Below are 25,076 nucleotides of genomic sequence, written 5' to 3' on the forward strand. Positions count from 1 at the left end.
GGAATGATGAAAGACAGGCTGGCCGGTGCTTGTACGGCCATCCGATTGCGGCGTCTGTGGGGGATAAAATGATTCAGAGCCACGTCTCCGGCAGCCGGGCAGCGCGGCGGATTGCATTCGCCACGATCGGCGATGCGCGCGAGGTCAGATTTTGGTCCGGCACCCCGTTTCATATGTCGAAATCGCTGTCGAGCGAAGGTCATGAGGTGGTGCATATCGGTCCCCTGAGCGCACCGATCTTCCCGTTGTACAAAGCGTATTCAAAGCTTTGCCGTACCTTTCTGCGGCGTAGAGTTTCTCCATTCCATGCGGGACCCGTGGTTGCACAATATGCAGCTGATTCAGAGCGAAGAATCCGCGCAGCCTTGCCCGACATCGTCTTCGCGCCAGCCGGCTCCAGCTTCGCATGGGGAGTGCCAAAGGGCGTTCCCCTAGTTTATGCGTCCGACGCGACATATCGGCTCGTCGAAAACTACCATCCACACTATCGAAACCTGTCGCGCGCTGCTCGGGCCACCGCTGAGCGCCTGGAACGCGACACGATCGCGCGTGCGGATCTGATCCTCTACCCATCGGAATGGGCCGCCGAATCTGCCATTAGAGATTATGGTGCCGACCCCACGCGGGTGCATGTCATTCCCTGGGGCGCCAACCTCATAGAAGCGCCGATGCGGGAATCCGTGCTGGGGGGCCGCAAGCCGGGTCCCTGCCGGCTCCTCTTTATCGGGGCCAACTGGGAAGAGAAGGGGGCGGACATCGCGGTCGAGACTCTCGCCGAACTAAAAGGCAGGGGTTTGGAGGCGGAACTCGTAATCTGCGGATGCACTCCACCCAAGCCTGTCGTGCAGGATGGCCTGACGATCATCCCTTACCTCGACAAGAATGATCGCGATCAGCGCGACCGGCTGGATCAACTCTATCTCGAAGCGGATTTTTTTCTGCTGCCGACCAGGGCGGATTGCTACGGTATCGTGTTCTGTGAAGCTGCGGCGCATGGCGTGCCCAGCATCGCGCCGGCCACCGGTGGGGTTCCAAGTGCTCTCAGCGACGGGGAGACTGGCATTTTGCTGCCGCCGAATGCCAAAAAGGCGGACTATGCGAGTATTATCTTGGAGACATTTTCGAACCCGGATCGGCTGACGCGCCTAAGACGATCAAGTCGAGATGCTTTCGAGGCTCGATTGAACTGGCAAACGTGGGGCCGGCGAGTCTCAGAGTTGATACAAACGCTATGATCGTCATGAATTATCATGAGCTGGTGAAAGCCTCGCCTTCGAATGCGTGGTGTCTGACCTGCGATACGTTCGATACGCATTTTGCAATTTACGAGGACAGACTGATCTCACCTCAGCGGTTTCTGGAGCGTTGCACTGATCAGAGAGCCAGCAGCGCCGGCACGGTTCTCCTCACTTTCGACGATGGATTTCTTTCCGACTACACACATGTCTATGCTCGTTACATGACGACCGGTCGGATTCCAGGTTTCATGTCTTTCATACCGGTAGACTTCATAGGCTCGCCCGGACGAATGAGCTGGGAAATGATCGAGGAGCTCGGGAGAGGCGGCGTTGCGATCGGCTCACATGGCATGAGCCACGTCGATCTGACAACTGTCCCGGATGCAAAGCTCGACTGGGAGCTTAGGGTATCGAAGTTGATGCTTGAGGATCGCCTCGGACAAGAGGTTACCCTTTTCGCCTTTCCATACGGGCGCTTCTCTCAACGGGTCTGGGGAGCGGCACTAAAGGCTGGCTATACACACCTCTTTACAATTCAGCTTGGACATCATCGTGGGTTCGAGCCTTTCCTGTATTCCCGCCTGTGCCTGACGAACAACATGGATGCGGAGTATATGCGCATGCACTTGCTTGATCCGGATGCGATGCGTGGCATTGCCTGGAGGGTCAGCACAAAGCTAAGACTCTATCGCCAATTGATGCGCTGGCGCTACCGATAGCGTCCTAGGGGACGCAGTTGATTGCCGAATGTTTTCAGTGCCGAGACTGACGATCCATTTCACGCGTGATGCATGCGGCGAAATCCCCTCACCGAGGTACGCGCGTCAGATGTGCTGACCGCGCAAGTCGGAGCCTCGAAAGCGAGCTGTGGCGTTTTGACGGTAGCGGGCTGCGAGGCCCGCGCGAGCAGCGATCAGAATAGACGTCAAGCGCCAATCAAAAAGACCGTAGAGCCACGCTTACTTTTGACGTGAGGCCGACCGACTTCAAGTGTGAAAAGCGGGACTATCTAGCTTGCCGAGAAGTGGGATTCCGAATCGCGACCGGCGCCGGAGCGGCTCTGTCGAAAACAGCGTCGTAAGCTGCCATCAACTTCGGTTCCTCGTGCTCCCAGGACAGCTCCTCGCGGACACGTTTGCTTCCGTACATGCCCATATCACGTCGACGACAAGGGTCATCGATGAGTTCAAGGATCTTGTCGCCGAAATCAGTTGTGTCGGTGTTGCGTGCATAGAGAGAAGCAGACAGGGCGGACACTCGTCCCTCGGCTAGATCGAACTGAACGATCGGCTTACCAAGCGCCATGTACTCCATGATCTTATTCATGGTCGACATGTCGTTCATAGCATTGGGTCGATCCGGATTGACGCAGACATCCGCAGTCGAGAGGATCGTGAAAAGCGTCGTGTCGTCGATTCTGCCCGTGAAGGTGACAAATTCCGACAGTTGCATTCGCGCACAGGTTTGTTTGAGCTGCTCAAGGCTCGGTCCCGAGCCCATAATGACGAATTGTATATCGGTGCGTCGGCATGCGGACGTAATGTGTCGTACCGCCTCGAGCAGAAGATCAATGCCTTCCTGCTCCCCGATGACACCGACATAGGCAACCAAATGTGAGCGGCCATTGCGCCATTTGTTGTCATGAGCAAGCTCGCGGACACGAGCGAGGTTTGGGCCGGAGCGGACAACAAACACGCGGTCGGGCTTCATCCGTCCGCGCTGGATGGCGACGTCGGCGTACGATCTGTTGGTGGCGATCGAGATGTCGGCCACTCTGAAAGTCATTCGCTCGAGAAAGACAAGTACCTTCCAAACCCGTCCGCGATGTCCAAACTTCGCCTCGAATAACTCGGGATTCAGGTCGTGATGGTCAAATACGAACTTCTTGCCGAACAAATACTTGTAGAACGCGCCGATCAGAAAAATGAGATCCGGCGGATTGCAGGCGTGAATCACGTCGAAGCCCCGCCCGAGAAACACCTTGAGCGAATAGGCGAACTCCCACCATAGCGCGCTGCTGTATTCGGCGACATAGCCAAGCTTGCCGCGAGCTTCGATTGGTAACGGATGGCGGTAGACCTCGATTCCGTCAATCGATTCGTACGCAGCCTGTGCGAACGGACCGCGGGGACAAATCACTGCTACTTCGTAGCCTGCCCGGTGTAATGATTGCGCCTCAGCCCAAACGCGGCGATCGAAGGGAACGGGGAGATTCTCGACGATCATCAAGATTCGTTTCCGGGGCGTGCGACGCGTGGTGTCGACTACAGATGCCGAGGTCATGATGGTCGTCCCCGGGACCTACCAACATATCCCGCGATACTCGCTTCCGGTCTCCTTTTCCGGCGTGATGCGGACGAGATCGATGATTATTTTATCTTGGCCTTTCAGAATCGACGAGTTCTTTAGAAACTCCTTGCGGTTTCCCACAACGATAACCTCGGCAAAGGAGGCGAGGTCGCTCATTTTCTCTCGAAGCAGACAAGCAATGTGCGGCAAGCGACTCGTCAGGTGATCCCTGTTGACGCCCGTGAGGCGGGAGAGGCGAATGTTCGAATCGTAGATCGCGAGCTGATAACCGCGGCCGATCAATCTTTCAGCAACCTCAAGCATGGGACTGTAGCGCAGATCGTCGGTGTCCGGCTTAAAGCTCAATCCGACAAGACCAATACGCCGTTTCCCGGTAGCAGCAACAAGTTGGAAAGCACTTCGAATTTGGTTCTCATTCGCTTGCATCACCGCGTCCAACAATGGCGTATCAATATCGGCGTTTCTTCCGGCGTGGCGCAGAGCGCTCAAGTCCTTTGGCAAGCAGGACCCACCAAATGCAAACCCTGGCTTCAGGTACGCTGGTGAGATATTCAGCTTCTTGTCGGCTACCAAAACGTTCATGACTTGGTGGCTATCGACGCCCATCGCCTTGCAGAGCAGTCCCATCTCGTTTGCAAAGCTGATCTTTGTCGCATGCCAGGCGTTGTTTGCATACTTGACTGCCTCTGCGCCGCGAATTGATAGGATGCGAGGCCTTGCCGAAAAGCGTGCATGAAGTGCCAGAAGCCGCTGTAACGTCACCGTATCGTTGTCTACGCCAATGACAATTGTTCCTGGATCATCGTAGTCGGCAATGGCCGTTCCTTCTCGCAAGAATTCGGGCAGATAAGCGACCCCGAAATCTCGACCGGCTTTCTTACCAGACGTGCGCTCCAGGATAGGCAGGACGATGTTCTCCATCGTGCCTGGCAGCAGGGTTGAGCGCACTACAACGGAATGAAAGTTCGTACTGGTTCGGATACCTTCTCCAATCTCGTGCGCTACTCGACTGACAAACGATGTTTCCAGAGAGCCATTATCCCGCGAGGGTGTTCCGACACATACTAACGAAATGTCCGTCGATGAGACGGCGTCCAGAGAATGGGTGGTTGCCTTTAGGCGGCCGGCGCGGACAGCGGAGCGGATACGTTCAGCGAGCCTTGGCTCGATTATGGGCGGTAGCCCTCCGTTCAGAAGATCGACCTTATCTTGATTAATATCGACTGCCACTACATCGTGCCCGTCTCGTGCGAGACAGGCTGCGGAAACTGTGCCGACATAACCGATCCCGAAGACACAAATCCTGAATTTGGTTGTGCTCCCCCGGCTAGCTTCTGCTTTTTCAAAGGTGAGGGTGCCCCAGGCCGACTGGGAACGGCGGTCAACGAACATGTCCATGGATGCCTCTCGGGAACTAGGGCAAATTAATTCCCGTCTTATATTTAAAAATAAACGAGATGGCAACCAAATAAATAGCGCATTAAATAAACTGAAAGCCCGATAGGAATCGCCGGAATCCGAGGGGCTAGTTCAATTTGGGCTGACCTGCGGGTTCTGGGACGCCCGCGGTTTCAGCCTTGTCACGGGCCGGCGTCAATTATTTAAATGGGGGGGCTTGTTCTTCTTGCGGTGTTTAATAATAATGAAATTAAATGCGTCATGCTCCCCGTGGGGCGCGCATCCACCTAAGGGATGGATTGGATGGTAAGCCTCGTAACGAGTGAGTCGCGTGAGGTTGCAGGCTCGCTGGATTCTGCGGTTCAGCGAGCCATGGCGAGGCGGCTTTGGCCGAGCCCCAAGATTTCCCTGCTCATTCCGATCTTCGTTTTCGCCTTGGCTATGCCGATGCAATTCTACCTCGGCCCGACACGTTTGTCGCCCTACCGGCTGGTGCTGGTGGCGACGCTCATTCCGTGTTTGATAGCTTGGTTATCCGGATCTGTCGGGCGAGTACGACTTCCTGATATCTTGATGCTTCTGGCGGCGGTATGGGGCGCGGCCATATTGGTGGGCGTGCACGGCATTGAGCAAGGTCTGCAATCTGCGGGCATATTCGTCATCGAGACTTTCGGGGCATTTCTTTTCGCTAGACGCTACATTCGAGATGTCTTTGCGTTTCAGCGAATGGTGAGTTCTCTGGTGCTTATGGTCCTTTTTCTTCTGCCGTTCGCTGTTTACGAGAACATCACGGGAGACCCAATCTTGCTCCAATCGTTTGGCAAGATTTTCTCCGTTTACAGTATGGCAGGCAGCGAACCAAGGTTCGGACTCAGGAGAGCGCAAGGCCCGTTCGAACACTTCATTCTATATGGTGTGGTTTGTTCGAGCGTATTCGCCTTGAGCTTTTATGTGTTTGGTTCGGGCTCCCGTCGGGGAGGGCGGCTCACCACGGGTTTCGTGGCAATGGCGGTCGCCTCCTCGCTTTCTGCCGGTGCTCTCCTATCTGTCGTCGTCCAGACCATCTTGATCATTTGGGATAAGGTGACAGCACGTGTAGCGCGCCGATGGGGAATATTGGCCGCAGCTTTTGCTGTTGCTTATGTTGTAGTGGATTTGAACTCCAATCGAAGCCCTTTCACCGTCTTTATTTCGTATCTGACTTTCAATGCCGATAATTCCTATATGCGCGTGCACATCTGGTATTTCGGGACGCAGTCAGTGATGCAGCACCCGATCTTTGGAATTGGTTTTAAGGATTGGGAACGTCCAGAGTGGCTTGGCGGCAGCATGGACAATTTCTGGTTGGTTACTGCCGTGCGGTACGGTCTTCCCGGTCTCCTGTTCATCGCCGGCGGCCTGCTTTCGGTTTGCTTTGGTCTAGGCCGGCTTAGAAACCTATCGTTCGACGTCGCGCAATGCCGGAAGGGTCTTATTATTACCCTTTGCGGGCTGGCACTCGCCAGTTGTACGGTCCATTTATGGGATGCTCCTTACGTACTGTTAGTGTTCCTGCTCGGCAGCGGCATGTGGATGTTTGAGCCGCGTAATTGGGATCATCTCTCAACCGCGCGCGAAGCTCATTCACTTTCGTCGGGTGGTTCGTACGGAACTCCGGAAGCCCGTTACGGCGGACCGGCTGGAAGGCGGCGTGGTCGCCCAACGTCGGATCGCCTCCGCTCCTAGGAAGAACGGGAGGGGCGCTTCGGCGGTTGCTATCCAGCGATGTCCTTCATAAAAGAAAGGCTGGCGAGTGTAGCCGGCTTTGTCGGGAAGCGTTCGAAGCTCTGCAGAACGACGGCCTACGGCCGCGGGATGAACTGTCCAAGAACAAGTTTATCGCCTTGCCAGTTCGCCCATCGCACGTTCTCCCACTGAGTGATCCTGATGCGTCGGCCGTTGACCGTATCGAACAGAAATGCGCTATAGCGGAAGGAGCCAAGCACGAAATAAACATTCTTCAGGCTTACCGACGAGCCGCCGTCTGCCGGGATACGGAGCCCGTGATTGCCGCCCTCGAATAGCACGTTCTCGAAGACGTGCGAACCTCGCCAATTGTCGGCCGACCAGTAGCCCGCGGTCGTGGCTCCGGCCATCTTGAACGTCGAGTTCTTGACCGTGACCGTTCCGGTAGAGCCCGGCGAATAGCACTGCAAGCCATCGGCGTGATCGCTGCCGACCCCTGTAGCCGCGATATAGACCCAGGTCAGGTTGATGTTGCCGCTGATGCACCGAACTCCTTCTCGGGACTGAATGCGGACGCGGGTAATGTTACAGGAGCCGTCGCAGGTGATCGTCGGCTCTCCCGAGTGCTCAACTATTGACGCGTCGACCAGGGACGAATCCGGCGACAATGCGATGCGACTGGTGCCGGTCGCGACGTTGGCATAAACGGGATCATTGAAGCCCAACGGAACGTCGGCCGGGTCGGCCGCCGGATCAGTCGTCGCGACAGGAACGATCGTTGGACGCCCCGCTTCTGCGGTGCGATAGTGGTCCGGCTGTATTGCGACCTCTTTCCTTGGAGACGCCAAGGCGCCGCTTCTGCAGGCCTCCCCCACGCCATTGGCTTGGGAGGCGCTCGACAACGCCTTGCCCGCGGAACCAAGGCACGTCAATTCCTCAGCTTCAATTCGCGTTGAGGTGACGGTCGGCTGGGAAACAACGATCCCTATTAGCAACAGAGTTAAGGTCATGCCGCAGCGCATGAAGCTCTCCTGAAGCGGACGTCTGCCGGATCTCTGCACCCAAATGACCAGCGCGACGTTTTGGCAACGGTTCTTCGTTGGTTCGAGGAGCGCCTATGCAGGCAGTTGCCGCGGGGTGCCACCTCTGAGCCGAAGCTGCGATTGATTCATGCTTACGCCTAGGAATAATCGAGCAGTTGGCTATAATTCGAGCTGTCCCGATTTGACCCCTGTGCTCAACTGCACCAATGTCTACTAATAGTACTTTCGCATCTTTTGATAGAAAATGAAATATCAATAATGATTTTACCGAGCTCGTCCGAGCGATACGCTTCACTTTCACCGAGGACGTCGGTGCCTATTCGCCGGAGTGTCGGGCTAGGGTCCTTCGTTGCAGCCTGCAGGAGTCCCGCGTCTCAGGCCTGCTGGCGCTCAAGATCAGGTGGGCGCGTGAGCAGATCGTGTTGCTATCTGCAATGACGACCACTCGTCGGTTGCACATCCCTGTTGATCTCAGCAATTGGTCTGAGATCGGCGTTTGTTCGGACGCCCCGGTCGAGCATGTGCAAGCCGTCAAGTGCGCAATGGTTGTCCGGGAGCATCGATAGCAAATGAAAAGGCGTCTGTGCCATGTCGACCTTTAGCGCCAAGCTTGTCGTTATCATCGTCTCCTACCGTAATGCCGATGACGTCGATCGCTGCTTGAAGTCGCTCGCTCGTTCGGATTGGGATCAGTTCGAGGTCTTCATTTGCGAAAATGGCGGGGAAGCAGCCTACAGGGAATTGCTGAGTGCGCTTGTGGGGCCGGACCGAACGTTGCAACGAAATTCGGATGCGTCGGAAACTCTTGACCAGCCACAGAAGCGACTGGCCGCAGTAGTGAAATGCCGATTTCAGGATCGCACGAATATTGTCCGAGTCGGACTCGCGATTGACAACTTGGGTTACGGAGGTGGCGTCAACGCGTGGCTCGAGCCGTTAATTGGCGTCCCCGGCTGGGGCGCAGTGCTTGTCCTGAATCCCGATACCGAAGTGGATCGCCGCGCCCTGTCTGAATTGATTGCCAAGTCTGCCGAGGGCTTCGGCATGGTGGGCGGAAGCCTGGTCTTTCACAATGCTCCCGACAAGATCATCAACTACGGACTGTGTTGGTCTCGAACGACAGGCCGTGTTGTTGCCATAGGAAGGAATGCGGCAATTGGCAGTGCACCCTCGGTCGAGGCCCTCGACCGGATCGATGCGGTAAGCGGCGCATGCGTTCTGGCAACGCGAGCGTTCGTCGAAGACGTCGGTCTCATGGCCGAGGATTATTTCCTCTATATGGAGGATCTGGATTGGGGACGGCGGCGGGGAAAGCATCGCATCGGCTTCGCGAGCAAAGCCATCGTCCGCCATATTGGAGGAACGACCATCGGCTCGGCCGTTGTCCCCGAGAAGCGCTCGCATCTTTCGATCTATTTGTCTGCGCGCAATGGCATTGTCTTTGCGCGGCGTTTTGCGGGATCGCGCTGGATCTGCCATTTCGGGGTCGGACTGTTGTTCGTGGTGCGCTACGCGCTCAAAGGCTCCTTGTCTGCCGGAAGAATCGCTTTCCTAGGTTTGCTCGACGGCGCCAAAGGCAAGACAGGGCGGCCGGATGTCGCGCTTGAACCGCAACGGCTCGATTAATCTGCGAGAATCTCGATCAGCATCTCGGCGCCGGCCGCGAATTTTGAGTTTGCTGAAATGTCCTCCGCCGGCATGGCCCGCCTCGGTCTGATCGTCCCGCCGCAATCGAGCCGGAGATCGACGACGGTCATCACAGGTGAAGTGATCGTCAGCGGCCCATATTCCGGGGCGGCGAGGCCTCAGCTTTTTCGGCGATTTGAGTCCCTCAGCCGAGGGGTATAATGGCGATATTAAATAATTTAATTTATTGCTACTTTTTAGGCCGCTCCGGCGCGCCGCCAACTGGTCGTGACGGCAGCCCTCGAATCAAGCATACGTTCTTATGTCTTCGTTCGTTCTCTGTGACCCCTTTCAACGGTGCACGAGTGCTTGACCGAACTAAGACATTAAAGTCGATTAAATCTGCGCGCTGCAACTTTGACGGGGTAGCTAAGAAATTACCTTGGGTGGGCCGTGGTGTCGTCGCAAAAAAGCCTCCCCCCGTCTGGAAGAGAAGCCCCAACGGCGCTGCGCCAGCAGGGCCGCGCATGGGGAGCCGTCGCTCGGGGAAATCGAAATGAGCGCGCGGCGGGGGTGAATCTAATCTACTAGGAGAAGACTTTATGGCGACCATTCCTCTGAGCTGGAATGACCCAAGGTTTAGCGACGCGACTACTTCGCAGTCGGTCACGCTAAGAAATGGCGGAACGCTTTCGAACACGAGCATCACCGACACCGGCTCGGTTGCGTCCGTCGTGGGCAGCGGCTCGTTCACCCTCGACGAAGTTCGAATTAGTTCGAGGGAAGGTGTGCGTATTGCCGGGGGCGGCGATGTAAAGATCAATAATTCCTACATCGAAACAACGGGACTGTCGGGCGATCATGCTGACGGTATTCAGGCCTATGCTCCCGGCGCCACCGGGAGTTTGACGATCACGAACTCCACGATCGTCTCGCATGACGCTAACGCAACCGCTGGAGTGTGGGTTGCAGATGGTTACAGTGGCAAGTTCACCTTCAATAATGTCGTGTTCGAGGGTGGTCCGTATGGCCTGCGTATTGCGGCGGATGCTGACGATTGCTACGTCGCCCTCAAGGACGTGTATTTTGTGGGCCCATTTGACGGCGGCGACTTTCTCTTTCAGCAGGTCAATGCGAAGATCCACATCACGCAGTGGGAGAATGTGCGCTCCGCGACCATTGTGAATGGTCAACTCGTCCCTGGTGATCTCATTGCGCCCCCTTTGCCAGTCGAAGGGCCGACTGCGCCGACGGCGCCGACGGAGCTATCCGCTCCCGTTATCGCCTCGTTCTCTACCGATAGCGGCACCTCTGGTGACAAGATCACCAACGACAATACGATCGCGCTCAAGGGCACTGCCGCCGCCGGCAGCACGGTCAAGTTCTACGACGGTACCACCCAGATTGGTTCGACGACTGCGAATTCGAGCGGAAACTGGGATTACATCACGAAGGTCCTGACGGACGCCAAGCATACGCTCACGGCAACGGCGACCAACTCGTCGGGGCAGGTCAGCGCGGCGTCATCTGCGTTGGCAATCACCGTTGATACCAAGGCGCCGACCGCGCCGACCATTGCCAGCAACAAGGTGAACAGCGCCAATCAGGTGGTGATGTCGGGCAATGCCGAAGCTGGCAGTGTCGTCAAGGTGTTCGACGGCACGACCCAGATCGGGACCGCGACCGCGAACACGAGCGGTGTGTGGGCCTATACGTCCGCAGCCCTTGCTGTCGGTGCGCACAGCCTCACGGCGAAGGCGACGGACGTGGCAGGCAACACCAGCGCGGCGTCCGCCGTTGTCACGGCGAGCGTCACCTCGACGTCGCCAACCGCACCGACGACACCCACCACCCCGACAACCCCCACCACGCCGACGTCGCCCACTGCTGGCACGGTGATCGAGTCGGCCGGTGCGACACGGCTCGTTGAGAGTGGCGACAAATTCTACCTCAACACCAGCACCGGGACGGGCCCCACGCTGAAGAAGGGCGGGGTGGCGTTTGTCGACGGATCGGATGGCACCTGGGCGCCCATTGCCGCGGAAAAGACGGCAACGGGCTACCTGGTCGCCTGGAAGGAGGCGAGCAGCGGCCTGTACACCGCTTGGAACACCGATAGCAACGGCAACTATCTCTCCCACGTCAGCAGCCTGACCGGCTCCACGTCGGGCGGCGCCGTGTCGGGTGCGAACTCTGGCCTTAAATCGCTCGAGACCACCTTCCACCAGGATCTGAACGGTGACGGACAGGTCGGTACTTCCACCACGTCCACACCTACGTCTCCTACGTCACCGACCTCACCGACGTCGCCTGCCGCTGGCACGGTGATCGAATCGGCCGGTGCGACGCGTCTCGTTGAGAGTGGTGACAAGTTCTACCTCAACAGCAGCACCGGGACCGGCCCCACGCTGAAGCATGGCGGTGCGGCCTTCATCGATGGTTCAGATGGTGCCTGGGCTCCTATCGCTGCGGAAAAGACGGCGACGGGCTATCAGGTCGTCTGGAAGGAGGGGAGCACCGGCAAGTACACGGCCTGGAATACCGACAGCAACGGCAACTACGTTTCCCACGTGAGCGCCTTGAAGGATTCTGGATCGGGCGTGTCGGGCACGAACTCCGGCCTTAAATCGCTCGAGACGAGCTTCCATCAGGATCTCAACGGCGATGGGCAGGTCGGTACGTCAAGCGTAGCTACGGCGTCCACGAGCACCACCCAGCTCGCTGCGACTTCGAGCTCGACGAGCAGCAACGTACAGACGAGCACGTCAGGCAATGACGCCTTCCTTGGCACCACCAAGGCCGACACGTTCTCGTTTGCCGCGAACTTCGGCAACGATGTCATCAGAGACTTCACTGCCAGCGGACCTGCTCACGACACGATCCAGTTCAGCAAGAGCGTGTTCGACAGCTTTGCGAGTGTTCTCTCCCACGCGACCCAATCGGGTCAGGACGTCGTCATCGCGACGGGGGGCGACACGCTCACGCTGAAGAACATGAAGGTCGGTTCGTTGACCAGCCAGGACTTCCACTTCGCGTAAAGTGTGGGCATCCCACACCAAGTAGTACTCAACAACTGCCTTGGGGATCTCTTGGGGGATCTTCAGACAAAGGCATGGTTCAAGGGCGGCTACCATGATGGACTTCGGACGGCGGGGGGCATTCCCCCCGCCTGCTAATCTCATTAAAATTCCACTTCTTCACATATCAGAGCTCTGGGCGGGTGGACGGCAGCGGGCGGAAAACGCCGAACTGCGGACATCGCGACTGGTCGATTGGGCAAAGCGCCCGATCGAAGCTCTGCGGCAGCGAATATTCACCGGTCGACGGCGGCCGGCGGATGACTATGACGATTCGCAGTCGGAGCTGTCGGCCTTCCTGCGGTCTTGCCGCCGGATTTTCTGGGCGCTCGCGGCCTTCAGCGGGATGAGCAATCTCCTCATGCTCACCGGTTCGTTCTTCATGCTGCAAGTGTATGACCGGGTGCTGCCCGGGCGCAGCATACCGACACTGATCGCCTTGATGGTCCTGGCGACGGTGCTTTACCTGTTTCAGGGTGGGCTCGACCTCATCAGGAGCAGGATAAGTGCCCGGGTCGGGCGGTATTTCGATGAAATGCTCGGCGCTCGCGTTTTCGACGCGCTTGTTCGTCTGCCTCTCAAGACCAGGGCAGATGGCGACGGCTTGCAGCCGGTGCGGGATCTTGATCAGGTCCGCAGCTTCCTGTCGAGCGGCGGGCCGACGGCGCTGTTTGATCTGCCCTGGATGCCGATCTATCTCGGCGTCTGCTTCCTCTTTCACTTCTGGATCGGCGTCACTGCGCTGGCCGGCGCGCTGGTGCTTGTCGGTATTACGATCCTCACCGAAGCTCGAACCCGAGGGCCGGCAAAGGCAACCTCGCGTCTGGCCGTATCGCGAACTGCCCTTGTGCTCGAGGGGCGGCGGAATGCCGAAGTCTTGCAGGCCATGGGCATGCGCCAGCAGGCGGCGATGCGTTGGCGCGATGCCAACGCGAAGTACCTCGCGGCGCAAGAGCGGGCCAGCGATGTCGCGAACGGACTCGGTGGCGCCTCGAAGATCTTCCGGGCAATCCTGCAATCGCTGGTCCTGGCCGTCGGGGCCGTCCTCGTCATCAACCAGGAATCGACTGCCGGCATCATCATTGCCGGATCGATCCTCACCGCGCGGGCACTGGCGCCCGTCGAGATGGCCATTGCGAACTGGAAAGGCTTCGTCGCTGCACGGCAGTCGGGACAGCGGCTCGATCACTTGCTGAAGCTTCTGCCCGAAGAGCAGGAGCGGTTGGCGCTGCCTGCGCCCGTTGAAACCCTCACCGCCGAGCATCTTTATGTCGGCGCTCCGAACTGCGAGAGGCCCACCCTCAGCGAAGTGTCATTCCAGCTTCGGAGCGGGCAGGCGGTCGGAATCATTGGTCCAAGCGGGTCCGGCAAGTCGACGCTGGCACGTGCGCTGGTTGGGGTGTGGCCGTGCGTTCGAGGCCGGATCCGGCTCGACAATGCCGCCCTCGATCATTGGTCTTCGGACGCCCTCGGCAAGCACATCGGTTATCTGCCCCAGGATGTCGAATTGTTCGACGGCAGCATTGCCATGAACATTGCAAGATTCGACCAGCAGGCAACCGCCGCCGCTGTTCTTGAAGCCTCACATTCCGCCGGTGCGCACGACCTCATCCTCTCCCTTCCGGACGGATACAGCACGAAGATCGGCGAGGGAGGACTGGCGCTGTCCGCCGGGCAGCGGCAGCGCATCGGGCTTGCGCGCGCGTTTTACGGCAAGCCCTTCCTGGTCGTGCTCGATGAACCCTCGTCCAATCTCGATGCCGAGGGCGAGGAGGCCTTAACCGAGGCGATCATGAACGTGCGCCGCCGGGGAGGAATTGTCGCCGTTGTCGCCCATCGCCCGAAGGCGCTGGAAGCGGTTGACCATGTCTTGTGTCTCGGAGACGGCAGGGTTCAGTCCTTCGGCAAGAAAGAGGAGGTTCTCAATAAAGTGTTGCGAAATCCGGTACCGCTCAAAGTTGTCGGGGAAGCTCAAGGAGGTGGCCGATGAGCGGTCAGGTGGCGCCGGCGCTGCAATCCATCCAGCGTTACATGGTCGTCGGAATGATCATGCTGGCTCTGGTGACCTTCGGGGTCGGCGGCTGGGCGACAACGACCCAATTGTCGGGCGCGGTCATCACCCAAGGCGTGGTTGTTGTGGATTCGAGCGTCAAGAAGGTCCAGCACGCCACGGGCGGGATCGTGGGAGAGTTGCGGGTGCGGCAAGGCGACCGGGTCAAGGCAGGCGACATTTTGATCCGCCTCGACGAGACCCAGACGCTCGCGAACGCGACGATCGTCACCAACAGCATCGATGAGCTGTTCGCACGGCAGGCTCGTCTCGAGGCCGAGCGCGATGGCGCCGACCAGGTCGTGTTCCCCAAGGTGCTGCTCGACCGCGCCAAGGAGAGCAACTCCGAGGCGAACCGTGCAATCACCGCGGAGCGGAAGCTGTTCGACCTGCGTCGTCAGGCAAGGAGCGGCCAGAAAGCGCAGTTGCAGGAGAGAAGCGCGCAGCTGGAGAACGAGATCAAGGGCTATATGGGCCAGACCGAGGCCAAGCAGAAGGAAGTCGAATTCATCCGCCAGGAGCTGGAGGGCGTGCGCAGCCTCTGGCAAAAGAATCTGGTGCCGATCACGCGGCTCAATGCCCTCGAACGCGACTCCGCCCGTATCGAAGGCGAGCGCAGCCAGCTCGCCGGAATGATTGCTCAGTCGAAGGGCAAGATCTCGGAAATCGGACTCCAGACCATTCAGGTCGACCAGGACCTGCGGACGGAAGTCGGCAAGGACCTGATCGAAACACGTTCGAAACTCTCCGAACTGAGCGAGCGCAAGACTGCCGCGGTTGATCAGCTGAACCGGGTCGATATCCGGGCTCCACAGTCCGGCCGCGTCCACGAGCTGAACGTCCACACTGTTGGCGGCGTCATCTCGCCCGGCGAGCAGATCATGCTGATCGTACCTGATGCAGATTCGCTCGCGATCGAGGTCAAGATCGCACCGCGCGATATCGACCAAGTTTATGTGGGACAGACCGCAACGATGCGCTTCGCAGCGTTCAACCAGAAGACCACGCCCGAAATCGATGGGGAGGTCAGCATGGTCTCGGCAGATATTACGCAAGATCAGCGCGCCGGCACGAGCTACTATACGGGCCGCGTCCTGCTGAAGCCGGAGGAGTTGGCGAAGCTCGGCTCGGCCAAGCTGCTGCCCGGCATGCCGGTCGAGGTGTTCATCAAGACCGCAGGTCGGACCGCATTGTCATACCTGCTCAAGCCGCTGCAGGATCAGGCGGGGCACGCGTTCAAGGAGCGTTGAGATCTTTCGCGCGAGCATTCGCCGCCGGCGCCCCAGGGCGCCGGCGACGAAAGCGCGTCACGCCTCGTGACGGAGCCAGCGACCTGGTTTGAACGTCCGGCGCGCCGGGCAAGCGGTTCGCCGCAGGAGATTTGGCGTGGCGAATGTCGTGAGATCATCCGCCTCCGAATGAGCCGCACCAGGTCGCGCGGCTTTCGGTGGATCACCGTAACGGACGCCTGTTACCTCTGGCGCGAGGCCCGCGATCGCTCGAGCGGCCATCCGCTCGGCACGCCCTTTCGCCTGGAGCGAAGGGACATCGCGGTTACGGAAGCCAAGTATCGTAGCTTGGCCTCACGAGCAGCTCATCTCGGATATGCATCTGTCCTGTCCGGGCTACCCGTTTGAGCATTTGCCTCGAATAAGCAGATCAAGAACTAGAAGCATATGCGACGGTAAATCCTGAGACCGCTGGATGCGCGGGCAACTCCCTCGCGGCGTTCTTGATGGGGCCCCTCCGTGGGGCGGCCGACCGGGCCAAAACTTCCCGCTATTCACTCGTCCTGAGTTTGCATCTGCAGGTCGCGAACATCCCAGAGGCCGTCTGCGTGCGCATTCGCGTCGATTTAATGTACGATTATTATTGTTATTTAAATTAAATAGATTTAATATCAAATAGTGTGAGCGACCGGACGGTTTCCGGACCGGGAGGCTCGAAGCAGCGAATCCTGACCTAGTTGGCGTTCTCAGGGGGCGGCGGATGCAGCGAACCTCGGGGCCGGCCGTTGCGGCAGCCATTGCTGTCATGATCGGAGGCGTTCAGTGGGCTCGTGCGGGATTGTTGACCGTGCCAAGGGCGCCGCCGGCTCCTGCGCGTATTGAACTCGGACGCCCGACACTTCCGCCTCTCACATATACGATGTTTTGCCTGCGTTATGAGGCCGAATGTCGCCCGCGGCGCTCCTTCCGCGGCGGTCCGATCCGTTTGACCGAGACGCGATGGGCAGACCTGCAGGAGATCAATCGCACGGTCAATCAGGCAATAGAACCGGCTCGCAACGAGTTCGGTCTCGCCGGCGAAGAGTGGACCATCAACCCCGATCGTGGCGATTGCAACGATTACGCAGTGAGCAAGCGTCACGAGCTGCTTCGGCGCGGCTGGCCCGCTCGTGTGTTGCTATTGAGCGAAGTCGTCGTCGCTTCCGGAGAACACCACATGGTGCTTCTCGTGCGTACCAGGAGTGGCGACCTCGTCCTCGACAATCTCGCGCCGCAGATTAAGCCCTGGTCGAGGATGCCTTATCGCTGGGTTCGCGTGCAGAGCCCGGGCCGCAATGGACTATGGGCGGCAATTGGACGGGAAGGTTCGTAGGTTTGTGAGCGCGTCTATGCCCTCCTTGCGCTATTCCCTAAGCACATCTGAATTGCTCAAGCGAAGCCGGTCAGTTCTAAAGTGCAATGATCCCGGGCGAAAACCGAGGCTGTGGCAGAGCCAAGCAATTCGCTCGCGCTGAACCAGGGTGCACAGCCTTCAGAGGCACTCTTCAGTGCTTGTCATATATTGATCGACACGAGCAGCCGACGTTGGTTCGTTCAGTCGATGCACACCGTCTCATCTCATTGCTCATTCGTTCCACCTGTGCGACAGTTGCGGGTGTGAGCAGGCTGGTCATTGAATCGTGAAGCCCACAATGAAGTCTCGAATTTCGACGTGTTGATGGAATCGTCCAACTCGATCTAGAATTGTTCTCCAATCCTACGATTTAGCTTTCTCTCGAGCCGCAATCAAACAGGCGGCATGCGAGATTGCCGAGTGAGGCAGCTCGCGCTTCCACCGAGAGATGCTTCCAATCCGGAGAGATCTCAGAATGTCTGATGACCGCGTGGACCAATGGCTCGCATTTGCGCGCGAGTTCTTGCGAGCCCTGGCAGATCGCAAGAGGAAGCAGTTCGATCGGAGGGTTTCGATTGGTGACCTCCTTACCGAGCGCGACGAGAACGCTGCAGCGTATGGCTTCGGAGAAGGCACCACGATGTACGACAACGTGCTTGTCTTGGGGACTGTCAAGGTCGGACGAAATACGTGGATCGGGCCGGGATGTATTCTGGATGGATCGGGTGGAGATTTACAGATCGGTGATTGGTGTTCCATCTCGGCGGGCGTTCAGATCTACACGCATCACACAGTAAAGCGTTCAATATCACTCGGGAGGGAGCCGATCGAATACGCGCCCACTCGGATCGGTGATGGTGTATACATTGGTCCGAACTCGGTCATTCAGATGGGTGTGACGATCGGCAACCACGCGATTATAGGTTCAAATTCATTCGTAAATGGAGATATTCCGCCGGGGGCCAAGGCATTCGGATGTCCTGCACGATGTCGGGCCAAATAGTGCAACCGTTCCGTCCGAGGAAGCGACGATCCGTTGGCGGCCGCCTTGCGTACTGAGGCGCAGTGTTGAGAACTGTCCTTATGGACAGTGATTAGGCGCAGTGCTCAATTCGAACGGCTTGAGTGCTGGACACGGGCCGGCGGGCGCGGTGGTCTGAGGATGAGAAGCTGAAGAGCGTCCCGGAAAGCTTACGGGCGTAGCGCCAAGCCGCGGCAACGCCGCGGCGGTAGGGCGTTTCGCGGTCATTGCTGCTGCGATGGCGACGGTCGTTTCGGCCCGAGCGGACGGATACCGCCCTGGCGGCCCCGGCCGGGCTGATCGCCGGGTTTTGAAGCAGTGGCGCAATCAGCGGTTCGCAAGCCAGCCCGCCGGCCGCTGACCAAAGCGATCTAGTACTGATGCATTCAGCCGTCTCTGACCTCACCATCGCCGTTCTGGCGGCAAGATTGTGCATAGCAGCAACGGCAAGGGTTAAGGGTGGCTACGACGGCAGCCCTAACGAGAAAGAGGATCAGACTCGCTAAAGTGACGCCTGCGGCACAGTCCTGCCACCGCCGCCCTGGCGGCAGTCGGTGGTCATCCCGCCCGGCGGCGCTTTTGCCCAGATGGGCGGCTGATCAGGAGGTCATTCAGCTTCTTGCCGGCGCGAAGTTGCGCTTTCAGCCATCGGGGCTGTTTGCCGCGGCCCGACCAAGTTTCGGATGGATTCTTGGGATTCCGATACTTGGGCAGCACCGGAGGGTAGGGGCGGCGTGCACGTGGCCCGTGGCCTTCGGCAGTCCCCTCCAGCCTGCGAAGTCGCTCTTCGAGCTTGACTTTTTCCGCGGTCATTCTGCGGCTAAGAACCGCAGTCACTTCGTCGTACAGCCGCCATAGCTCCGCCGTACTGGCGGACGTCCAGTTGTCGATGTCCATTGGAAGCTGTCCCCACTACTTCCAGTCTCAAAGCAGGAAGTGGGGGCATATCAGGTCCAAGCCCGGTCGGGCAAGCTTGTTTGCGCTACCGGCTGGGGACGACGTTCCGCCCGAGCGGGCGTCTCCTAAGGAGGATTTGCCGACTGGCTCGCCTTCTGCCGAACATGCGCTGCTCGGCCTTCGACACACGACTACGCAGATTTTGCAATTCGGTGAATTGAACGATCAAATCTTCATGAGTTTGACGCAGAATAGCCGCAGAATACATGTGAGCACCTACTCGCTACTAAAGATTACTGATGACCGCCTGGCGAAGTTTGCCCTGGCGAAGATGCCGATCCATTTTGCCGATCAGCACTCAACGGTCCTATAATGGGAATTGAAACCCCTTCTCCTTGAAAAACGTCTGTCTGCTTAGTTCTTTTAAAGTCAGACACTTGAGAAAATTTGCGCTCCTCATTTTGAGCCTCCCGGCGTTACGGCCAAAAACAAAAGATTGCCGCTATTTGTACCCGTGCGCACCCTCGTCTCGGCGGATGGGTAAACGCTTCTTGCCTTCCAGTTGCGCCTCACTTTCGGCGAAACTTTGCTGAAGGTTAGATTTGAATCGCGAGCGTAACTATATATCCTTGGTAATAATCCGCAGCGGACGATGAGTCGATGTCAACGCAAATATATCGTTGCGAGAATTTGTTTGGCACGTCTATTTAGAATTGTCTAATGGGCCCGACTTTACAAGAATTCATGGCTGGTCTTAGCGAGCGGAGCCCGCATTCATACGGTGCTGCAGGCATTTTCGAAGCAAGTTACGGTGCCCCGGCCGATATGTGCTGTGGCAGATGCCGAGCTTTGCGTTGCGGACCCGCCCTATGGTTAACGCGCGTCACCAGCCAGCAGGGACAGTGCTGGAATAAACCGCCGCCGTGCGGGTTTTGATCTTCGGGCAGAGGAAACATGCGCCGCATCAGAATTGTCATCGCGGATCGACATCCGATCGTCTTGCAGGGGATCAGCAGCCTCCTTTCGACGCAGAGCGATCTCGCGGTCGTGGCCTCCTGCGGAGATGCAGCAAGCTGCATCCAGTCGATACGGCTTCTTGTGCCGGACATTGCGCTGGTTGATGCTGCAATGTCTGATATCAGGCTGCCGGACTTGCTGGCTCTCGCAAACGCCGAGGGCCAAGGTACTCAGGTGGTTCTCTTCGCAGATGCGGCAGGCGTTCGCGAACTGCAAAGCTCGGCTATTGACGGCTCGTGTCTCGTTGTCGGCAAGGATGCCAAGCTGGAGACGTTGGTCGCGACCCTGCGGAAGATAGCCCAAAACCAACGCTTTGCATCACGTTCGGCCAGCCCCGGAGAGCTCGGCGAGGAGCCTCAGGCTGGCGAAGAGAAGTCACTGACGCAGCTGACGGGCCGAGAGCGGCAGATCATGCGGCTCGTATCTGAGGGATTGTCGAACAAGGAAATCGGTCGTTGCCTGAAAATCACGGATGGTACGATCAAAGTGCATCTCCATCACATCTTTCAGAAGCTGGATATCAGCAACCGGACTGTTCTTGCGGCACTGGCGATTTCGCGGAACGAGCTGCATTTGGAGGCGCGTGAAATCGACGCTTCCGGCCTACCACAGCGAGATCCGGCCGGCGCAAAATGACGTGGGCGTCACGCGCGTAGCTCCATTCATATTGGTCATTGTTTTGTGCTGTCAGCGTCGGCGATCGCGCTCAGACATTCAAGCATGCTGCGGCAGGCCCCTTCGGCCTCGGCCAGCGTTTGAAACGGCGAGCCGCTGATCTTGATGGCTCCAATATTCTCGAAAAGCGGTCGCCAACTCGCCAAGTAGCCGGAGCGTCCATGAAAGCCTGGACCGGTGGGGCTCCCGAAACTGATCACGAAAGAGAAGCCATCGCTGCTTGCGCTCCAGATCTCAATGCCCTCGGCAGCGGGACGGTGAAATTGTAGTGGCATGTGGCAATGATCCGTCGTTGGCATTAAATTCGACGAAGAGATTATATAATTAAATAATATCAAGCTGGGATGCAAGCTGAATTTCCGGCGCCTGGGGCATGCCCTGGGGTTCAATGCGGCAGAATTACCCGGGACGGGCGCCTTGTTGGACGGGGCGTCGCTCTACCCGCAAGCCGCTGCGCGCCCGGAGGGTTCCACCAAGCTGCACGCGGGTACCGGCGCCATTTAAATATTTGTTGAGCATTTATTTAATTTATAATATTGTGGGGGCAAGCTATTAAATAGAGGAGTGCGCATTGTGACCCGCGACGACGATAAAGATGACGATCGGCGGACATTCTTGAAAACCTGCGGACGATTCGCGGCTGTTACACCCCCGGTCATGACCCTACTCCTGTCCACGTCCCTCACATCAACAGCCATTGCACGCTCAGGCGGTTTGCGCGGCGCGACGCGGGGCGATGACGGCGGGCGGTCATTCTTCGACAACGATCGATCGTCAGGGGGCTCCGGCTCCGGTGGTGGGGGATCTGGAGGTGGCGGCGGATCCGGAGGTGGTGGAGCGTCCGGCGGTCGTCAGAGCGGGTCAGCCAGAGCCGGCGGGACGTCCGGCGGTGGATCCGGTGGTCGAGGGGTATCGGGCGGTAACGGTCCTGTCGCGACCGAGGGGAGCTCTGGAAATCCGAGCGCAGCCGGAAGCGTCGATTGTGCAGATGAAGATGACAATGCGCGCAAGCGCAATCCCGATTGCGAGCGACCGGCCACTCGAGTTTCGAGCGCAACCGGATCTTAGCATGAGGGCACCGCGTCGACACCCGAGCGCGATCCCGACGCGCCGCCACATCGTTTAGGCGACGCAGCATGCCAAATGTTAGTGCGCGGCATCTCGATCGATTGCATATTTTTCCCGGTCGTCAAGGCTGGGGAATTTTCCAGGACATTTCGAGAGGAGGCCTGCCATGCGCGCTCGGTCGGACAACCCCGCTGCTGTTCTTCTGCAACGTCTCGAAGCGTTGGCCTCGCAGTTCGCAGAACTCGAGAGTCTCAGAGATCGAGTTGATCGGGAGGAAGACCGACAGCGCGGCCGGTGTAAGCCGGGCTATGTGCGGAAAGCGATTCAGCTCAGAGGGCAAGCGAGCGTGCGCTGCAAATTGGTATATTTGAAATCCAAGCCTGCGCCGCTTGTTCGCAATTCCATCGAATTATCGCGGCGAGTGTCCGAAAGCGAACGGATGGCCCGATTTTAATCGATCATAGTCGTTGCCGGTACGGGGGGCGAGCGGTTCATCCGCAGCGGCATCCCTACGCCAAGAACAGGGGCACTGAGCTTCTGACGCAGCAAACGCCAGGAGCGGTAGGGGTCTTCAATCCATCACCTAGTTTCGCTTGAAGGGATGAAAGCTCGTGAATGATGCCAATGTGAAAGTCGGAACGCATACTGATCCAGTGAATGATATTGCGAATGGAGCAAAGCCGAGGTTCGATTTCCCGATCATGAATTTCCAGGAAGTTTTCCGCGATTTCGCCGAGCATGGCGCCGCCATGGCCAAGAAAAATATCGAGAGCATGAAGGCGACTTCCGAGGAGATCAGCGACGTTCTCCGCGAAGCTTGTTCCATGAACGTGAAGGGTGTTGTCGATTACGGCGCCAGGGTCATGGAGATTTCCAAGGACAATACCAGTTCCAGTCTGGAATTCTTGTCCCGGCTCGCTGAGACCAGGTCGTTGCCGGAAGTCGTACATCTTTCGACTGCCCAAAGCCGCAAAGCCTTCGAAGTCGCCTCCGCGCAGAACCGGGAGCTTTGGCAGCTCGCGCAGCGGGTCGCGATCGACACGACCGATCCCATTAAGGCCGGCTTCAACCGGGTATTGAACAGGACCGTCGCATAAGACTGTCTGATCGAGGCTACCAGCCGTGCGGATCGGCTGGACAGGCATCTCGCGAAGAAGAGGTGCGGTCCAGCCGACGCTGGGTTCGCGTAGCCGGGGCGGCAAACGATTGCAGGAAATCAATATGGGTATGGTGATGATCAAGTGCCCGGAAACGGGGAGCGCCATTTCAACGGGTATCGAGACCAATCGCGAGAGGTTCCGATCCAGTGCAGTTTTCTTTTCGCGCACCTATTGCCGGATCTGCGCGACAACACACGAGTGGTTCGCGAGAGAGGCCTGGGTCCACGAGCCTGCCCCGGATGGTCAGCCGGGGAGCTGGCAAGCGTCTCGCGCCGTCGTGGCGTGAAGAAGCTCGGCTGCGCCCTGGGAAACGATCCGATCGATCTTGCGGCTCATCAGCTTGTAGCACTCGCACGCAACGGCTTCGAGCCGCGGCCGGTCAATCTCGAGCTGGCCGCGCCGATTCGATTTCAATCCCCTTGACGCCCGCAACGCACTCACGACGTGCGTGACGGTGGTGCGGCGGACGCCCAGTAGCTCAGATATAGTCTCCTGAGTGAGCGGGATGAGGTTGCTGCCATCTGCCCGGTCGTGAATGTGAAGCAGCCAGCGCGCCATCCGCGCTTCCACGGAGTGCAGGGCATTGCAGGCCGCAACATACTGCAATTGCGTCAGCAGCGATCGCGTGAAAATCTGCACCATGGATGCGATCGCGGGGCTGCGACGCAGAGCCGCCAGAAATTGCGCTGCCGGCATCTGCAGCACTGCCCCTGGGACGCGGACGACCGCTGTGACGGGTGAGCGGGATACGCCAAGCGCAGACGACAGACCGATGGCACCCTCATGGCCGATCACCGCCGTGGCGACCGTTTGCCCATTGGGCAAGTCCACGATGAAGGCTATCGCGCCACCACAGGGGAAGAGAAGGTGTTCGATCCGATCGCCCGATCGAACCAATATGGCATCGCGCGCGAGCACGACTTTCCGCAAATGAGGTTTAAGCAAAGCGAAATCCGCCGGCGGCAACGCTGCTAACAACCGATTTCCAACCCTAGTCCCGTGGTCCATCATGGGATTGGTCCCCGACGGATGCTCGGCTAGAACTCGCGCCGGTTGTCGGGCTGCCCTGGAGGGCGATGGCCCAACAGCAAGCCAACCGGCCGCTAAAGATATGGTTCCAATGGATGATGGTATAACATCCTCGCCACGCAGAAAAAAGGCGCGGACTGCAAACGCAGTCTGACCGAACCGCGAATTGATCCGGCGGCCTTGCCGCGCGAGGGGGCGGCATGTTCGCGCACATTGCCGGGTCGCGTCAGCGTCCGACAGGACCATCATCCCTCATCCAGAAGTCCAGTTATAGACCATTTAATCTATTAAGATGTAGTCCCATCGTGGCGATGCATTTGACGGATGAGTTGCTCTATCAAGCGGCGTGACGGTGAGAGCTCGTGACGGTGAGAGCTCCGTCCCTATTCGAGCCTGGATCAGGCGGAGCGCGATCGTTGCGCAGGCGTCCGTGGCCGCGAGGGCTTTGCTGTCTTTTCGTCCGAGGAAAGGAGCCCATTGATGAACAGCTTGAAGAGAGCCGTGACCTTCTTGGCGTCCTGTTTCGGATCGTGCAGCGATACCGCCTTTCTCGCATCCATCAGACCGAGAATCGCCATAGCTGCAGTCTCGGGGTGCAATGCCGGCTGGATCTCCCCCTGCGCTTGTCCGTGGCGGATCACCTCGGCGATGAGGTTGCGCATGCTTCGACTACGGCCGTGCAAGATCTTCCCCATCGCGGGATTGCGTCGGCTCTCGGCGAGCATTTCGAAGAAAAGCGCCGACTGGGCTGGATTTGCAGGCTGTTCGAATTCCGACTGCAGCGCGGAGATGACCGAGCCGCCGCAATGGACCTCCTGCTTGAATCGCTCGGAAGCGCCCTCGAGCCGGGCGTCGGCCATCGCGGCGATGATCGCGTCCTTGCTTTCGAAATAATGATAGAGGTGGCCAGGGCTGATGCCGGCTTCAGCGCAGATTTGAGCCGTCGAGGCGCCGCTCAGTCCGCTTCTGAGAAAGCAGCGCATCGCGGCAGCCAGGATCTCTTGCCGCTTTTTCTCGTGCTTGATCGGGTCGAGTTTGCGCATAAGGGCTTCTTTAAACTGGGCTAATTGCTCCAGCAACCCCCTCGGGACAAAAGCGCAATCCCACTCCCCGGCGCAGA

General features: G+C 58.4%; 18 protein-coding genes and 1 pseudogene. 12 read left to right on the forward strand and 7 right to left on the reverse strand.

The genetic code is table 11. The features are described 5' to 3' along the window. Positions 1-68 precede the first annotated feature (68 nt). Together BCCGELA001_RS11075 and BCCGELA001_RS11080 are read left to right on the forward strand one after the other, a co-directional pair. Entirely contained in the window at positions 69-1,235 is a 1,167-nt protein-coding gene (locus BCCGELA001_RS11075) for a glycosyltransferase family 4 protein (protein ID WP_008557382.1), read from the forward strand. Then, complete coding sequence (locus BCCGELA001_RS11080) at positions 1,232-1,957, forward strand: polysaccharide deacetylase family protein (protein ID WP_060735296.1); 726 nt, start codon at positions 1,232-1,234, stop codon at positions 1,955-1,957. Before BCCGELA001_RS11075 ends, BCCGELA001_RS11080 begins: the two co-directional genes overlap by 4 nt. Before the next feature lie 286 nt (positions 1,958-2,243). Here BCCGELA001_RS11080 and BCCGELA001_RS11085 read toward each other — a convergent pair whose 3' ends face one another. Together BCCGELA001_RS11085 and BCCGELA001_RS11090 are read right to left on the reverse strand one after the other, a co-directional pair. Next, complete coding sequence (locus tag BCCGELA001_RS11085; RefSeq protein WP_236840889.1) at positions 2,244-3,464, reverse strand: glycosyltransferase family 4 protein; 1,221 nt, start codon at positions 3,462-3,464, stop codon at positions 2,244-2,246. Between the two features lie 75 nt (positions 3,465-3,539). After that, positions 3,540-4,946 (reverse strand): nucleotide sugar dehydrogenase, encoded by a 1,407-nt coding sequence (locus BCCGELA001_RS11090; RefSeq protein ID WP_083543328.1) that lies wholly within the window; start codon positions 4,944-4,946, stop codon positions 3,540-3,542. Positions 4,947-5,249: 303 nt separating this feature from the next. On the opposite strand from BCCGELA001_RS11090, the gene BCCGELA001_RS11095 reads away from it, so the two are divergent. Beyond that, positions 5,250-6,671, forward strand: a complete 1,422-nt coding sequence (locus BCCGELA001_RS11095; RefSeq protein WP_158511615.1) for an O-antigen ligase family protein — start codon at positions 5,250-5,252, stop codon at positions 6,669-6,671. A 116-nt stretch (positions 6,672-6,787) separates the two neighbouring features. Here BCCGELA001_RS11095 and BCCGELA001_RS11100 read toward each other — a convergent pair whose 3' ends face one another. Continuing rightward, positions 6,788-7,693 (reverse strand): hypothetical protein, encoded by a 906-nt coding sequence (locus BCCGELA001_RS11100; protein WP_060735299.1) that lies wholly within the window; start codon positions 7,691-7,693, stop codon positions 6,788-6,790. 609 nt (positions 7,694-8,302) lie between these two features. On the opposite strand from BCCGELA001_RS11100, the gene BCCGELA001_RS11105 reads away from it, so the two are divergent. From BCCGELA001_RS11105 to BCCGELA001_RS11130, 6 genes are all read left to right on the forward strand, one after another. Next, positions 8,303-9,340, forward strand: a complete 1,038-nt coding sequence (locus BCCGELA001_RS11105) for a glycosyltransferase family 2 protein (RefSeq protein WP_060735300.1) — start codon at positions 8,303-8,305, stop codon at positions 9,338-9,340. A gap of 602 nt (positions 9,341-9,942) precedes the next feature. Further along, positions 9,943-12,378, forward strand: a complete 2,436-nt coding sequence (locus BCCGELA001_RS11110) for an Ig-like domain-containing protein (protein ID WP_083543329.1) — start codon at positions 9,943-9,945, stop codon at positions 12,376-12,378. 94 nt (positions 12,379-12,472) lie between these two features. Then, positions 12,473-14,407, forward strand: coding sequence for a type I secretion system permease/ATPase (locus BCCGELA001_RS11115; RefSeq protein WP_144441251.1), 1,935 nt, complete (start codon positions 12,473-12,475; stop codon positions 14,405-14,407). After that, the gene (locus tag BCCGELA001_RS11120) at positions 14,404-15,717 is read left to right on the forward strand and encodes an HlyD family type I secretion periplasmic adaptor subunit (protein WP_060735301.1); all 1,314 of its coding nucleotides are present in this window, start codon (positions 14,404-14,406) and stop codon (positions 15,715-15,717) included. Before BCCGELA001_RS11115 ends, BCCGELA001_RS11120 begins: the two co-directional genes overlap by 4 nt. 898 nt (positions 15,718-16,615) lie before the next feature. Further along, positions 16,616-17,068 carry a transglutaminase-like cysteine peptidase gene (locus tag BCCGELA001_RS11125; RefSeq protein ID WP_008557453.1) on the forward strand — a complete coding sequence of 151 codons (453 nt, stop codon included), beginning with the start codon at positions 16,616-16,618 and terminating at the stop codon, positions 17,066-17,068. Positions 17,069-17,564: 496 nt separating this feature from the next. Continuing rightward, positions 17,565-18,092, forward strand: coding sequence for an acyltransferase (locus tag BCCGELA001_RS11130; RefSeq protein WP_008557455.1), 528 nt, complete (start codon positions 17,565-17,567; stop codon positions 18,090-18,092). Positions 18,093-18,668: 576 nt separating this feature from the next. Here BCCGELA001_RS11130 and BCCGELA001_RS35885 read toward each other — a convergent pair. Further along, positions 18,669-19,007, reverse strand: coding sequence for an H-NS histone family protein (locus BCCGELA001_RS35885; RefSeq protein ID WP_008557464.1), 339 nt, complete (start codon positions 19,005-19,007; stop codon positions 18,669-18,671). Between the two features lie 954 nt (positions 19,008-19,961). On the opposite strand from BCCGELA001_RS35885, the gene BCCGELA001_RS11140 reads away from it, so the two are divergent. Further along, positions 19,962-20,660 (forward strand): response regulator transcription factor, encoded by a 699-nt coding sequence (locus tag BCCGELA001_RS11140; protein ID WP_063921099.1) that lies wholly within the window; start codon positions 19,962-19,964, stop codon positions 20,658-20,660. Positions 20,661-20,695: 35 nt separating this feature from the next. Here BCCGELA001_RS11140 and BCCGELA001_RS11145 read toward each other — a convergent pair whose 3' ends face one another. Beyond that, entirely contained in the window at positions 20,696-20,974 is a 279-nt protein-coding gene (locus BCCGELA001_RS11145) for a hypothetical protein (RefSeq protein ID WP_008557470.1), read from the reverse strand. Positions 20,975-21,263: 289 nt separating this feature from the next. Here BCCGELA001_RS11145 and BCCGELA001_RS38770 point away from each other — a divergent pair. Together BCCGELA001_RS38770 and BCCGELA001_RS11155 are read left to right on the forward strand one after the other, a co-directional pair. Beyond that, positions 21,264-21,560 (forward strand): annotated as a pseudogene (locus BCCGELA001_RS38770) (hypothetical protein); the annotation flags it as partial. 818 nt (positions 21,561-22,378) lie between these two features. Continuing rightward, positions 22,379-22,864, forward strand: coding sequence for a phasin family protein (locus tag BCCGELA001_RS11155; protein ID WP_060735305.1), 486 nt, complete (start codon positions 22,379-22,381; stop codon positions 22,862-22,864). 306 nt (positions 22,865-23,170) lie between these two features. Here the strand turns inward: BCCGELA001_RS11155 and BCCGELA001_RS11160 are convergent, their stop codons facing one another. Then, positions 23,171-23,938 (reverse strand): Crp/Fnr family transcriptional regulator, encoded by a 768-nt coding sequence (locus tag BCCGELA001_RS11160; protein WP_060735306.1) that lies wholly within the window; start codon positions 23,936-23,938, stop codon positions 23,171-23,173. Positions 23,939-24,354: 416 nt separating this feature from the next. Next, positions 24,355-24,999, reverse strand: a complete 645-nt coding sequence (locus tag BCCGELA001_RS11165) for a TetR/AcrR family transcriptional regulator (protein WP_008557488.1) — start codon at positions 24,997-24,999, stop codon at positions 24,355-24,357. Positions 25,000-25,076 lie beyond the last annotated feature (77 nt).

Source organism: Bradyrhizobium sp. CCGE-LA001, assembly GCF_000296215.2.
Lineage (GTDB): Bacteria > Pseudomonadota > Alphaproteobacteria > Rhizobiales > Xanthobacteraceae > Bradyrhizobium.